Origin of the sequence: Methanohalobium sp. (assembly GCF_018609725.1) — an archaeon.
GTDB lineage: Archaea > Halobacteriota > Methanosarcinia > Methanosarcinales > Methanosarcinaceae > Methanohalobium.
In genome coordinates this window covers 1-12002 of sequence record NZ_JAHENT010000040.1, presented here as the reverse complement: position 1 = coordinate 12002, position 12002 = coordinate 1, and the positions used below count along the sequence as shown (strand labels likewise).

The window sequence follows — 12002 nt, the reverse complement described above, 5'->3', positions numbered from 1 at the left end:
TTTGTTAGTATGGTTTATGAATTATAACTGTTCATATCCTTTTCTATTTATTACCTCTTGATTTTTATCAGTACTTTCCAGTACAATTCCTTTCTCTGCGTCTATTACTTCTCCAATTATTTTAAAATCACATGAATTAGATGCATTAGATTTTAATTCAGGTGATACAGTAAACAGCAGTTCAAAATCACCGCCTGAATACAGTGCAAAATCAATAGCTTTCTTTTTATCTGCAATAGAATAGGTTTCATTTGAAATAGGAAGTTTATCTTCATATATTCTGAATCCGACCTGAGTGCTCAAAGAGAGGTCATAGAGGGACATGGCAAGTCCGTCGCTTGTATCAATCATTGAGGTTACAGCACCGGATTGAGCAAGTTTTTGTGCTTCATGAGTTCTGGGTACTGGTTCAAAAAGAGCTTTTAAAAAATTATCATCGACCCCAAGTTTATTTTCAATCGCATAAAGAGCAACACCTGCAGACCCCGTATGACCGGTAACACAGACAAAATCTCCAGTTTTTGCTCCTCTTCGCATTAATAAATTATTTTTATCAACACGACCCAGTGCAGTGCCTGTTATGGTCAGTTCATCTTGCTTGTCTATATCTCCACCCACCACAGAAGTATTACAGTATTTCGCACAATCATTCATACCCTGTGATACATTCTCTATAAACCCCAGTTCCATATTTTCAGGCAATCCAAAAGCAGCAAGTAAACCTATGGGACAGGCACCCATTGCAGCAATATCGCTAAAATTAACAGCCGCAGACATCCATCCAATTTGCCACGCTGACATCTGGGAAGGGAAATCAGTCTTCCTGTGGAGCATATCTATTGTAACAACCATAAACTCTTCATTGTTAAGGTCTATTACAGCACAATCATCCTCGCCAGCACCTTTTACTATACAGGCATTTTTTGAAGTATTAAATATGTCTGATATATGTGCTATAAGCGATTTTTCACCAATTGCAGATATAGGATTTGATTTATCCATGCCGAACCATCTATCTCTTATACAGGGATTTATAAATGATTTATATCCATACCATCAAACTAATATATACAGGATGAGTTAGCATTCAACAATATTAATTTATTCTTTTTGTTAGCTTTAATCCTAACATTAATTTTGGATAGACTATTTGTTATTTATTTTCCGATTCAGCCGTCATTTCCGATTGCTTCTACAGGACAAATCATGACAGCATCTTCACAGGAGTTTTTCTCTTCTTCATTTTCAGGCTGTTTATAAACATAAGCATATCCATTTTTCATTTTAAAATTATTAGGTGCAATCTGTACACATAAATGACATGCAATGCATTTGACATCTACGTAGTATGACCCCGGGACATTATCTGAAAATTTAATTTTCTTGTCAGCCATGTTTATAGTTCCATTGGGCAATTATTTTGAACTTATTTATTAAAGGTACCAATTTTATTACTGAACTGAATTTTTTTGCTGTATATTATATTCTCTTTAAGTCTATTTTACTTTAATCATCGACAAACTGTAAAAAATTTTTGAACAATAACTTTTATATTTTGTCACAACATTGTACTTTTATGTATATAATTATACATTAAAGCATTAGTTTGGGTCTATCATGGAATCATATATTCAAAAATTAACCGAAGGGCAGAATCTGACTATAGAAGAATCAGAAAATGCTGTTACTGACATATTTAATGAATCTACAGATGCCCAGATAGGGGCACTTCTAACAGCGTTGAAGATAAAAGGGGAGACAACCGATGAGCTGGCTGGATTTGCAAGAGGTATGAAAAAGGCTGCAAACCTTATTAATCCCGAAGTTAGCGAAACACTTGTAGATACCTGTGGAACAGGTGGAGACCGACATAATACAATCAATATATCAACAGCATCGGCAATCATTGCTGCTGCTTCAGGAGTGACAGTAGCAAAACACGGCAACCACTCTGTAACCTCATTATCAGGGAGTGCTGATGTATTAAGCGAACTTGGCATCATGACAGACCAGACACCAGATGAAGTTTGCAACTGCATTGAAAAAGTTGGTTTTGGTTTTATGCTTGCACCGGTGTTCCATCCCTCAATGAAGAAAGTAGCACCAATCAGGAAAAGTCTGGGAATGCAGACCATTTTCAATATTCTGGGACCATTAACCAACCCAGCAGGAGCAAATTCACAGATTATAGGTGTTTATGATAAAAAACTCTGTAAACCTATGGCATTGACACTGAAAAAACTGGGTATAAAACATGCAATTGTAGTACATGGTGAAGGTATGGATGAAATCTCCAACATAGCCGAAACCTATGTTGCAGAATTAAAGGATGGTATGATACATACCTATACATTGACACCTGAAGACTTCGGGTTTAAACGTGCAGCTCCGCATGAAATTGTAGGTGGTACACCTGGTGAGAATGCACAGGACATACTCTATATTTTAAACGGTGAAAAAGGACCAAAGAGAGATATAGTTGTCATAAACACAGCAGCGGCTCTCTATGTGGGAGGACTTGCAGAATCAATTAAAGAAGGAGTATCTATTGTAGAAGAAACAATCGATAGTGGAAAGGCACTGAAAAAACTGGATGAATTCAGAACTTTCCAGAAAGCAAATTCAGGGTCAACAAATGAAACATGCAATACGTATCAAAATTTGCGGTATGAAATCCACTGATGATATAAAAAAAGCGTCCATATGCGGAGCGGATGCAGTGGGTTTTATAGTGGATGTACCTGTTGACACACCCAGAAAAATCAATATCCAGAAAGCAGAAGAACTTATACATTCTGTGCCATTGTTTATGGATTCAGTTCTTGTTATCATGCCGGATTCAGGAGTTCAGGCGGTATCAATGGTTGAAACAGTCAGACCTGACATTGTGCAGATACACGGAAACATCAATGCTGATGATTTTGAATACATGAAAAACCGTTTAGACATACCGATTGTAAAAACCTGTTCAGTTCCAGTTGGAAACTCAGAGTCATCCGGGGTTATCAGTGAATTTGAAAATACAATTAATAACCTAAAAAATCAGGGACTTTTGGACGCAATTTTGCTGGATTCAAAAACCGATACAAAATCCGGTGGAAGCGGGACTGTACATAACTGGGAAATTAGTAAAACCATTATGAACAATGTGGATATACCTGTGATTCTGGCAGGAGGGCTCAATCCCGATAATGTAAGAGAAGCAGTCCAGACAGTATCTCCCTATGCAGTTGATGTTGCATCAGGTGTGGAAACCAAGAATACAAAAGACATTGATAAAATCCATAGATTCATACATGAGGCGAGGAATGCATAATGCTTTCTTTTGATTTAAACAAAAACGAATTCATCAATCTGGTTGAAAAATCTGAAAAACCTGCAATAATCCAGCTAATGGCAAAAGTTGAAACCGACTGTACACCCCTGCAGCTATATACACTGCTGCAAAAATCCAGGTGTTCCTATTTACTTGAGTCTGTTGAAAAAGAGAAAAAACATGCAAGATTTTCGTTTGTTGGTTTTGACCCGGATGCATTGCTTACAATAAATGATAGAAATCTGAAACTGGAATTTTTTAAAAACTCGGATTTTGTGGACTACATCGGTTCTAAAATCGGACATGTTTGCACTGATGAATCAGGTAATAGCAATTTCTGTCAGGGAAGAATAAAAGAAGGTTATGATGTACTGGACGCATTAAGAGCGGTATTTCCTACTGCAGACGGAGTAAACCTTTTAAATCAAAAGAATTTTGATAGACAGACGTTTCTCGGGGGAGCAATCGGTTACAACGGATATGATATTGTATATGACTGCTGGCTGGATGTGGATAAAAAATACGAAACTGACACACCAGATTTACAGTATGCTCTTACAACAAAAACCTTTGTTTTTGACCATCTTACAGGTGATGTGTATATTGTAGTAACACCGTTTATATCAAGAAACAGCAGTCCTGAATTAGTATATAATACAGCATTATCAGAGGCAGAGGAGTTATACAATTATCTCTATGATGCATCAGGTCTTGAAATATCTACATTACCCGAATCAAAAACAGATTCAATGGAACCGGTATGTAATATAGACAGAAATGATTTTGAGAAAGCGGTAGAAAATGCAAAACAGCATATCCTTGATGGGGATATATTCCAGGTTGTGCTTTCCCGAAGATATGCAGTTAATATAGAACAAACACCACTTGACCTTTACAAAAAACTGAGAAATATTAATCCCAGCCCCTATATGTATATTTTCAATTTCAGGGATTTGAGTATTGTCGGTGCAAGTCCTGAAACTCTTATGACAGTTCATAATAAAGAAGTTATTACCAACCCTATCGCAGGAACGTGTTCACGTGGTAAAGATGAAAATAAAGACAGGGAATACGCATCTTCTATGCTGAATGATGAAAAAGAACGTGCGGAACATGTTATGCTTGTAGACCTTGGCAGAAATGATGTACGCATGGTTTCAAGAAGTGGGTCTGTAAAACTTGAAAATTTCATGAAGGTTGTTAAATATTCTCATGTCCAGCATATCGAAAGTACTGTAAAAGGAACATTACGTGATGAGTGCGACCAGTTCGATGCAACCAGAGCAATATTTCCTGCAGGAACATTGTCAGGAGCTCCTAAAATCAGGGCGATGGAAATAATCGATAACCTAGAAAAATCATCACGCGGAATCTACGGCGGAGGAGTGGGGTATTATTCATGGAACGGTGATGCGGATTTTGCTATAGTTATCAGAACTGTACTTATAAACAAATGTACTGCCTATGTACAGGCAGGTGCTGGGGTGGTATCGGATTCCAGTCCTGAATATGAATACAGGGAAACCGAGCGAAAGATGGCGGCAATGCTTAGTGCAATAAGGGGATAAATATGAAAATACTTTTTATAAACAACAAGGATTCATTTGTGTGGAATCTGGTAGATTATTTTTCCATATATGAGCCAGATATAGTTGTAATGTCCAACAAAATAACACTTGAAGAAGTAAAATCCATTAATCCGGATGTAATTGTGATATCTCCGGGTCCGGGAAATCCTGAATATGAAAACGATATTGGTTCGTGTACTGACATAATACGTGAATTTTGTGCAGAAATCCCAGTACTTGGTATTTGTCTTGGAAATCAGGCAATAAACACGGCTTTTGGAGGGACGGTAAGCCACTCTACAGGAGGACCGGTTCATGGTAAAGGTCATCAGGTTCTACATGACAATTCACCTATTTTTGAGGGTATATCCAATCCCATGACAGCAGGACGTTATCATTCTCTGGGAATTGAGAAATTATCATCTGAATTGGAAGCGATTGCAACTACAAAAGATGGTATTATCATGGCTGTAAGACACAAAAAGTATCCTGTTTATGGGTTGCAGTTTCATCCAGAATCAGTGCTTACACCTGATGGATTGAAATTGATTGGAAATTTTTTAAATATAGTTCGGAATTTCCGCAAAAATTAATATCTGGAAAACTTTCTCTTAAACCATGTTGGTTGGACTAACAGGCACACCAGGAACAGGAAAAAGTTCTTTAAGTAATTTTCTTGAAACAAATTTTGGGTACAATATCATCCATCTAAACGAGATGATTAAAAACGAGAATCTGTACAAATATGAGGATGAAGAACGGGATTCTGTGGTTGCAGACATGGATAAGATATCTGAAAGAGTATCAGAAATAACAGAAGAAAATAACGATAAATCTGTAACCATACTTGAAAGCCATTTATCTCACTATATAGCAGATAATATTATTGTACTCAGGGCATCACTTGAAGAGCTGGAAAAAAGGTTAACATCACGCGGTTACTCCAACGAAAAAATACAGGAGAATGTAGATGCAGAAGAACTGGATGTAATCCTTTTTGAATCAGTAGAATGGTGCAGCAGGGTTTTTGAAGTGGACACAACCAACAGAACTCTAAACAATATTGCATCAAATGTAGATGAAATTATAACAGCATTGTTAAACGATAACATTAAAGATATAGAATCAAAATATAAACCTGGTTCAGTGGACTGGACATCGGGTTGGTACAGTTAATTGTTAAGGTCTTAAAATTGGTTTTTTAATTTTTGTTTTAGTGATTGTAAAAAACATCGGATTTTATCAATTATATTTTTGGTTTGGGTTATATTACCGGCAGATGATGTATTCGTATCTTTTGATAGGCATTCAACTCTGCCGTCTTTATCTCTTTTGGTGTATTCTCTATCAGCAAGACCCATGATGAACCCCTCTAAAAAAAGTTTAAGATATAAAACTCTGTACTTAATCTACAGCAACCAGACATAATAACTTTTTGCCAGCACGAGATAAAACTTATGTCCTATGCTCTGGGTTAATTAAACAGAGTTTAATTTGTAGTTGCTTTGTATTTCCAAAAGCTAATTTATCTTGGTATAGCTTCTGGTGTTTTTAATGTTTTATTTGTTGCCACTTCTTTTGTAACCGGTTTGCCACAACATTCACATATTTCTATTGATTTACTATAGTTTTCAATTTTTGATTCAGAGTCTATGATAGACCCACAGGCTAAACATATGTATTCATCTCCCATTTACAAACCCCCATGTTTAATAAATTATTAAAGTTAATTATTAGATACTGTTTTTAATTTCTAATATTATTTTTGAAACTCAGTTTCATAATTTTTTATAAAAGCATTGATAGCTTTTAATTATTTTTAGAAGTTAACATCGATGTAGAAACACGATACATTTATGTAAAATCTTTTTATGTTCTTGTTATCTACATTAATTTAATGAGGTAATTAAAATGAAATACAGTCTTGGAATTGATGCCGGTGGAACTTATACAGATGCTGTGATTTTAAGGAATTCGGATGAAAAAATAATAGGAGCTAATAAAGCACTGACAACCTATCCTGATCCTATGGCAGGTATTAAAAATGCAATAGACGGTCTGGATGAAAGCTACCTTAAATCTGTAAAAACAGTTTCTGTTTCCACAACACTTTCCACAAACAGTATCCTTGAAGGCACAGGTTTCCCTGTAGGATTGATACTTATAGGTGATTTTGATTTTAAACAGGAATTGCCTACAAAACATTACATACAGGTTTCAGGGGGACATAATCATAAAGGTGGTGAAAAAGCACCTCTTGACATTGAATCGATTGAAGATTTTGTATATAAGGTAAAGGATAAAGTTTCTGCTTTTGCCATTTCATCTTTTTTCAGCAATAGAAATCCAGATCATGAGGAAGATGTCAGGGAATGGATAAATCTGGTAACAGACCATCCAGTTGTCTGTTCACATGAACTATCACAGGACCTTGGTGCATTTGAAAGGGCTGTTACTGCTTTTTTCAATGCACAGTTGATTCCTGTGACAGACAAATTCATGCATACAGTTGAATCCGAAATAAAGTCCAGAGGCATGGATGCCAATATCTTCATGCTCAAATGCGACGGTTCAGTTGTTGGAATCAAAAAAGCATTAGAAAAACCAATTGAGTCGATTTTTTCAGGACCTGCAGCAAGTCTTGTTGGTGGTGCTTTTCTGACAGGAAACGATTCATGTGCGGTGATTGATGTAGGAGGTACAAGTACAGATATTTCTGTTATCTACAATAGTGTACCGAAAATGAGCGATAAAGGGGCAGTTGTAGGTGGTTGGGAAACCAAAGTAAAAGCCATTAATATGGAAACATCTGCAATGGGAGGAGATAGCCATATTTGGGTCAAGGAAAATGAGGTTAATTTTGGTTCTGGGCGAGTAATCCCTTTATGTAGAGCAGCTGTGATGTATCCTGATTTTTTGAACCTGTTAAAGAGAAATCCTCTGTCACCTGTCAACCTTGAAAGCGAAAACTACCAGCCAACAAGGTTTTTTATTAAAAGCGGATACCAACCACTTGAAATAGATGAAGGTGAAAGAGAAATTTTTGATGCGATAAAGGATGAACCAACATCAATTTCTGAAATAAAGGACAGAATTAACAAATATCCTTCAAGGAAACTTCTCAAATCCCTCATAAAAAAACGTCTGGTACAGCCTATCGGATTTACACCAACAGATGCACTCCATGTTCTTGGAAATTATACTGAACGTAATGTAGAGGCTGCAAATATAGGGGCTGATTACCTCGCTTCACTGGCAAGGATGGATGATAAATACCAGTTCTGTAAATTTGTTAAACAGGAATTTACCAAGAACATGGCATCCAATTTAGTTTCCTTCTTCTTTGAAGGGATTTCAAAAAATGAAATACGCAAATCATTTGATATTGAATCACCAGTACAATATAAAATCAATATACCGGTTGTTTTAATCGGAGGTCCTGTGAGTGCGTTTTCAGAGGATTTAAAAGAATTAATCGATGCAGATATAAAAGTTCCTGATAACTCCAGTGTTGGTAACGCTGTAGGGGCGCTATCTGCAAAAGGTATGAGAAGAGTTGAAGTCCTGATAAGACGTACATCTATTTTCGCACCAGGTTGGGATTATTATGTTTTCTCTGAAAATGGGCGTGTAGAGTGTAATGGTTACCATGAAGCACTGGATTATGCAAGAAAACTGGGAGAATCAATAATTCTGGATTATATGGAAGATATTGGTATTGATCCGAACCATATCCAGATAGATATGGATAAAAAAGAAATCACTCCTGACGGCTGGGAAACCCCTATGGAGTCAAGAGTGGTTGTTTTCGGGTTGGCTAAACATGGTGAAAAGTCCTAAATATAACCAATAGATACTTTTTTCTATCTTTTTTTAGATAAACGGAATGTAAAATGGTTAATTCAAATAATTATGGAAGATATTTTGGAATATGTCCGTCCTATCACCATGCTAAAGCCTGTAAATGTACTGTTTGTCCATCGTATCCGCAAACAGGAGAAATGATGTTTTGTGCAAGAGGGATAAATAAACCATCGGGTAAGGAATCAGGCTGTTTATGTAGCGAATGTGAATTGTATAAAAAATTCAGGCTTGAAGGTGATTATTTTTGCCAGAATACTTGAATTACATTTTTTATATAAACCTTATCAGGGATTGATTTAAGTACTCCTATCACAATTTTAATTTACTGGTATAAACTAAAAATCATTCAAACTACCGCATTATCTTAAAAATTTTGTTTATATGTCCTATAACAGGGGAGAATATGTCAATGTCAATGCTTGAAATAGAAAATCTGTCAGTTGAGCCTGCTGATGGTGGGCAAAGAATACTAAACAATGTTAATTTAACAGTGGATTTTGGTTACACCAACGTACTGTTCGGTCCCAATGGGTCAGGCAAATCCGCACTTTTAAGGGCGATCATGGGTTTTGGCGATTATAAAGTTGTTGAAGGTCGGATTCTTTTCAACGGTGAAGATATAACCAACCTTTCAGTTGATGAAAGGGCTGAAAAAGGTCTGGGTATAATGCTTCAGAGACCGCCCAATATGACAGGAGTTAAACTATCCAGTCTTATAAAAGCAATATCCAAAGAAAACATGGATATTGATAAAGTTGCAGAAGAGCTGGATATGAAACGTTTTATGGACAGAGAAATCAATGTCGGATTTTCAGGTGGTGAAATAAAACGTTCAGAGCTGTTGCAGCTGATAGCACAGAATCCCTGTATGTACCTTATCGATGAACCTGAATCAGGGGTAGATCTTGTAAGTATAAACAAAGTGGGTACAAAAATCCAGGAGATGTTAAATGCAAACCTGGAATGTATCGGTGAGAGGAGTGTAAAAGGAAAATCAGCCCTTATTATCACCCATACAGGACAGATACTTGATTATCTTGAAGCAGACAGAGCCTATATAATGTGTAGTGGCAAAATCATGTGTTCAGGCAATCCAAGAAAACTTTTAGATGAAATCAAATCACAGGGATATGAGGAGTGTATCAGATGCAAACTAAATCAAATTTAAAACAAGATTTAAAGGAAAGGGCTGAAAAAGCTCTTGATAAAAAGGCATCATATGGTCAGGATTTTGACCTTAGTGAATATGAAATAGCACCTAGCGAATCAGAGCAGGTGGAAACCCTTACAGAATGGGATGAGAAGACCCAGAAACAGCTTCTTAATACAGGAGTGGTACCATCCGGTGAAGGCAGGTCAGGAAGTCTTGTAGTTCTTAATAATGCAGTTTCTTACAGTTCAACAAAAAGTGAAAATGTAGAACTTATACCAACAAAGCAGGCAAGGGAAAAATATGACTGGCTGGATGATTATGCATGGAATCTTGTTCCAGTAGATGCTGATAAATATACTGCTGCAACCTATCTCCAGCAACCTAACGGTTATTTCATAAGAGCACATGCAGGTAAAAAGGAAACACTACCGGTGCAGACCTGTCTGCTTCTTGGTAATAAAGAAGTATCTCAGACAGTTCACAATATTATAATTGTGGAAGAAAATGCAGAACTTGAAATCATTACCGGCTGTACAACAAAGGAAGAAGTTATGAGCGGGCTTCATCTTGGAATTTCAGAGATGTATGTTAAAAAAGGCGGTAAATTGACCTTTACTATGGTACATAACTGGGCTGAAGACATTGGTGTAAGACCCAGAACAAAAGTTAAGGTTGAAGAAGGCGGCACATTTATTAACAATTATATAGCCTTGAAACCGGTTAAATCAATCCAGAGTTACCCTACTGCTTTCCTTGATGGTAAGGGAGCAGTTGCTAGGTTTAATACCATTGCAGTAGGTCATCCCGGGTCTGAATTGGACCTTGGTAGTAAAGCAGTATTCAATGCACCTGAAACAAAAGCAGAGTTGATTTCAAGAACCATCACAACAGGTGGAAATGTAGTGGCTAGAGGTGAAATGGAAGGTAATGCCGATGATGCAAAAGGTCACCTTGAATGTAGAGGACTGGTTTTAAGTGATGATGGTTCTCAAAGAGCTATACCGATTCTGGAGGCAAATCTCCAGAATGTTGAGTTAACTCATGAAGCAGCAGTGGGTAAAATAGCCAGAGATCAGGTTGAATACCTCATGTCCCGTGGTTTAAGTGAAGATGAGGCTGTTGGTATGATTGTCCGGGGTTTCCTTGATGTTGGAATTAAAGGTCTTCCGGATGAACTGGAAAATGATATAAACGAAACCATAGATAAAATCGGTGAACATGCGATGTAATTGAGTGTGCCTACGGGTAAACAGATTTAGTTTTCCATTTGACTATTTTTACTCTTTTGTTTTTGATTATTTGTCACTTCACAAGTTTAAATACCATTACTTTATTTAACTATTTTTAATAATTATTAAAAATAATAAACGTTGGTATTATGGACTCAATAGATCAGGGTTTTATAAAATTTTATCAGGAAGTCGGAAAAGCCAATAGTATGGACGAACTTCCTGCAACTCTTTTTGCCCGGCTTTTCATAGAACCCGATGAAATCGCAATGAATGAACTGGCTGAAGAAACCAGATATACACTTGCATCAATCAGTAGTGAACTACCACTTGGCTAAAAACCAAGCGGCTTCAGAAAGAGTTTACTCCAAAGAATCTTACTCTTTAAATCAAAGATTTAAAGATATTTGTAAATTTTCAATTTACAAAGTCCTTCTAAATACATCGGGGTTTTACGCTTCATTTATAAAATAAGGTTTCTGGTGCTCTGTAGAAATCCTCAATTTTCTGATAAATAATAATTGGATTCTTTATTTTTTTAAGCTCAATGATGCCGATTTATATAATTTTTCTACAAAGCCTTAATGCTGAATATTTAATAAACCGAAATTCAGCAAGTGTATAATAAAAATTTTTGTATTATTTGAAGGTTAAGGTTCATTGGAGTTAATTCCTTCTGAAGCCCCTTGATCTTTAGCCAGGTAATAGTTTACAACTCGATCGCAGTTTAATTTTTGAATTGTTCATTAATCCAGCGTACAGATTAAGTATATATAATATCCTATCTATTTGAGTAAAATGATAAGGATAGGATGAAATGGAAGTATTAGCAATAATTGGAAGCCCTAGAGGAAAAAGCAATACGTACAAAG

At 36.4% G+C, this 12002-nt stretch carries 14 protein-coding genes; 10 read left to right on the top strand and 4 right to left on the bottom strand.

What is annotated here, in order from left to right; translation table 11 throughout:
- Positions 1–21 precede the first annotated feature (21 nt).
- A complete protein-coding gene (thiL, locus tag QZ276_RS02295; protein WP_292484909.1) occupies positions 22–1002 on the bottom strand; it encodes a thiamine-phosphate kinase in 981 nt (326 codons plus the stop codon).
- 167 nt (positions 1003–1169) lie between these two features.
- Positions 1170–1394, bottom strand: a complete 225-nt coding sequence (locus tag QZ276_RS02290) for a ferredoxin (protein WP_292484913.1) — start codon at positions 1392–1394, stop codon at positions 1170–1172.
- 223 nt (positions 1395–1617) lie between these two features.
- Between QZ276_RS02290 and trpD the strand changes: the two genes are divergently transcribed.
- Genes trpD through QZ276_RS02265 form a run of 5 tightly spaced genes read left to right on the top strand, consistent with a single transcriptional unit; the run spans position 1618 to position 6060 of the window.
- On the top strand, positions 1618–2682 hold the full coding sequence (gene trpD, locus QZ276_RS02285; RefSeq protein ID WP_292484907.1) for an anthranilate phosphoribosyltransferase: 1065 nt from the start codon (positions 1618–1620) through the stop codon (positions 2680–2682).
- Positions 2636–3316 carry a phosphoribosylanthranilate isomerase gene (locus tag QZ276_RS02280; protein WP_292484905.1) on the top strand — a complete coding sequence of 227 codons (681 nt, stop codon included), beginning with the start codon at positions 2636–2638 and terminating at the stop codon, positions 3314–3316. The genes trpD and QZ276_RS02280 overlap by 47 nt, the downstream gene beginning before the upstream one ends.
- Positions 3316–4884, top strand: coding sequence for an anthranilate synthase component I (gene trpE, locus QZ276_RS02275; RefSeq protein ID WP_292484903.1), 1569 nt, complete (start codon positions 3316–3318; stop codon positions 4882–4884). Before QZ276_RS02280 ends, trpE begins: the two co-directional genes overlap by 1 nt.
- Positions 4885–4886: 2 nt before the next feature.
- Positions 4887–5477: an aminodeoxychorismate/anthranilate synthase component II gene (locus tag QZ276_RS02270; protein WP_292484901.1), complete on the top strand. Its 591-nt coding sequence runs from the start codon at positions 4887–4889 to the stop codon at positions 5475–5477.
- A gap of 25 nt (positions 5478–5502) precedes the next feature.
- Positions 5503–6060, top strand: a complete 558-nt coding sequence (locus tag QZ276_RS02265) for an adenylate kinase family protein (protein ID WP_292484899.1) — start codon at positions 5503–5505, stop codon at positions 6058–6060.
- Positions 6061–6071: 11 nt separating this feature from the next.
- Here the strand turns inward: QZ276_RS02265 and QZ276_RS02260 are convergent, their stop codons facing one another.
- Entirely contained in the window at positions 6072–6245 is a 174-nt protein-coding gene (locus QZ276_RS02260) for a hypothetical protein (RefSeq protein ID WP_292484897.1), read from the bottom strand.
- Positions 6246–6409: 164 nt separating this feature from the next.
- Positions 6410–6577: a hypothetical protein gene (locus tag QZ276_RS02255; protein ID WP_292484895.1), complete on the bottom strand. Its 168-nt coding sequence runs from the start codon at positions 6575–6577 to the stop codon at positions 6410–6412.
- Between the two features lie 218 nt (positions 6578–6795).
- Between QZ276_RS02255 and QZ276_RS02250 the strand changes: the two genes are divergently transcribed.
- The 5 genes from QZ276_RS02250 (at position 6796) to QZ276_RS02230 (ending at position 11468) form a co-directional block, all read left to right on the top strand.
- Positions 6796–8724 (top strand): hydantoinase/oxoprolinase family protein, encoded by a 1929-nt coding sequence (locus QZ276_RS02250; protein ID WP_292484894.1) that lies wholly within the window; start codon positions 6796–6798, stop codon positions 8722–8724.
- 53 nt (positions 8725–8777) lie between these two features.
- Positions 8778–9008, top strand: coding sequence for a DUF2769 domain-containing protein (locus QZ276_RS02245; protein WP_292484892.1), 231 nt, complete (start codon positions 8778–8780; stop codon positions 9006–9008).
- Positions 9009–9163: 155 nt separating this feature from the next.
- Complete coding sequence (locus QZ276_RS02240; protein ID WP_292484911.1) at positions 9164–9916, top strand: ABC transporter ATP-binding protein; 753 nt, start codon at positions 9164–9166, stop codon at positions 9914–9916.
- A complete protein-coding gene (locus tag QZ276_RS02235) occupies positions 9895–11130 on the top strand; it encodes a SufD family Fe-S cluster assembly protein (RefSeq protein WP_292484891.1) in 1236 nt (411 codons plus the stop codon). Before QZ276_RS02240 ends, QZ276_RS02235 begins: the two co-directional genes overlap by 22 nt.
- A gap of 149 nt (positions 11131–11279) precedes the next feature.
- Entirely contained in the window at positions 11280–11468 is a 189-nt protein-coding gene (locus QZ276_RS02230; RefSeq protein WP_292484890.1) for a hypothetical protein, read from the top strand.
- Positions 11469–12002 lie beyond the last annotated feature (534 nt).

Bases quoted from the DNA above. Each gene is read 5' to 3' on its own strand.
- thiL (WP_292484909.1), bottom strand. From the start codon at position 1,002: ATGGATAAATCAAATCCTATATCTGCAATTGGTGAAAAATCGCTTATA.
- QZ276_RS02290 (WP_292484913.1), bottom strand. From the start codon at position 1,394: ATGGCTGACAAGAAAATTAAATTTTCAGATAATGTCCCGGGGTCATAC.
- trpD (WP_292484907.1), top strand. From the start codon at position 1,618: ATGGAATCATATATTCAAAAATTAACCGAAGGGCAGAATCTGACTATA.
- QZ276_RS02280 (WP_292484905.1), top strand. From the start codon at position 2,636: ATGAAACATGCAATACGTATCAAAATTTGCGGTATGAAATCCACTGAT.
- trpE (WP_292484903.1), top strand. From the start codon at position 3,316: ATGCTTTCTTTTGATTTAAACAAAAACGAATTCATCAATCTGGTTGAA.
- QZ276_RS02270 (WP_292484901.1), top strand. From the start codon at position 4,887: ATGAAAATACTTTTTATAAACAACAAGGATTCATTTGTGTGGAATCTG.
- QZ276_RS02265 (WP_292484899.1), top strand. From the start codon at position 5,503: ATGTTGGTTGGACTAACAGGCACACCAGGAACAGGAAAAAGTTCTTTA.
- QZ276_RS02260 (WP_292484897.1), bottom strand. From the start codon at position 6,245: ATGGGTCTTGCTGATAGAGAATACACCAAAAGAGATAAAGACGGCAGA.
- QZ276_RS02255 (WP_292484895.1), bottom strand. From the start codon at position 6,577: ATGGGAGATGAATACATATGTTTAGCCTGTGGGTCTATCATAGACTCT.
- QZ276_RS02250 (WP_292484894.1), top strand. From the start codon at position 6,796: ATGAAATACAGTCTTGGAATTGATGCCGGTGGAACTTATACAGATGCT.
- QZ276_RS02245 (WP_292484892.1), top strand. From the start codon at position 8,778: ATGGTTAATTCAAATAATTATGGAAGATATTTTGGAATATGTCCGTCC.
- QZ276_RS02240 (WP_292484911.1), top strand. From the start codon at position 9,164: ATGCTTGAAATAGAAAATCTGTCAGTTGAGCCTGCTGATGGTGGGCAA.
- QZ276_RS02235 (WP_292484891.1), top strand. From the start codon at position 9,895: ATGCAAACTAAATCAAATTTAAAACAAGATTTAAAGGAAAGGGCTGAA.
- QZ276_RS02230 (WP_292484890.1), top strand. From the start codon at position 11,280: ATGGACTCAATAGATCAGGGTTTTATAAAATTTTATCAGGAAGTCGGA.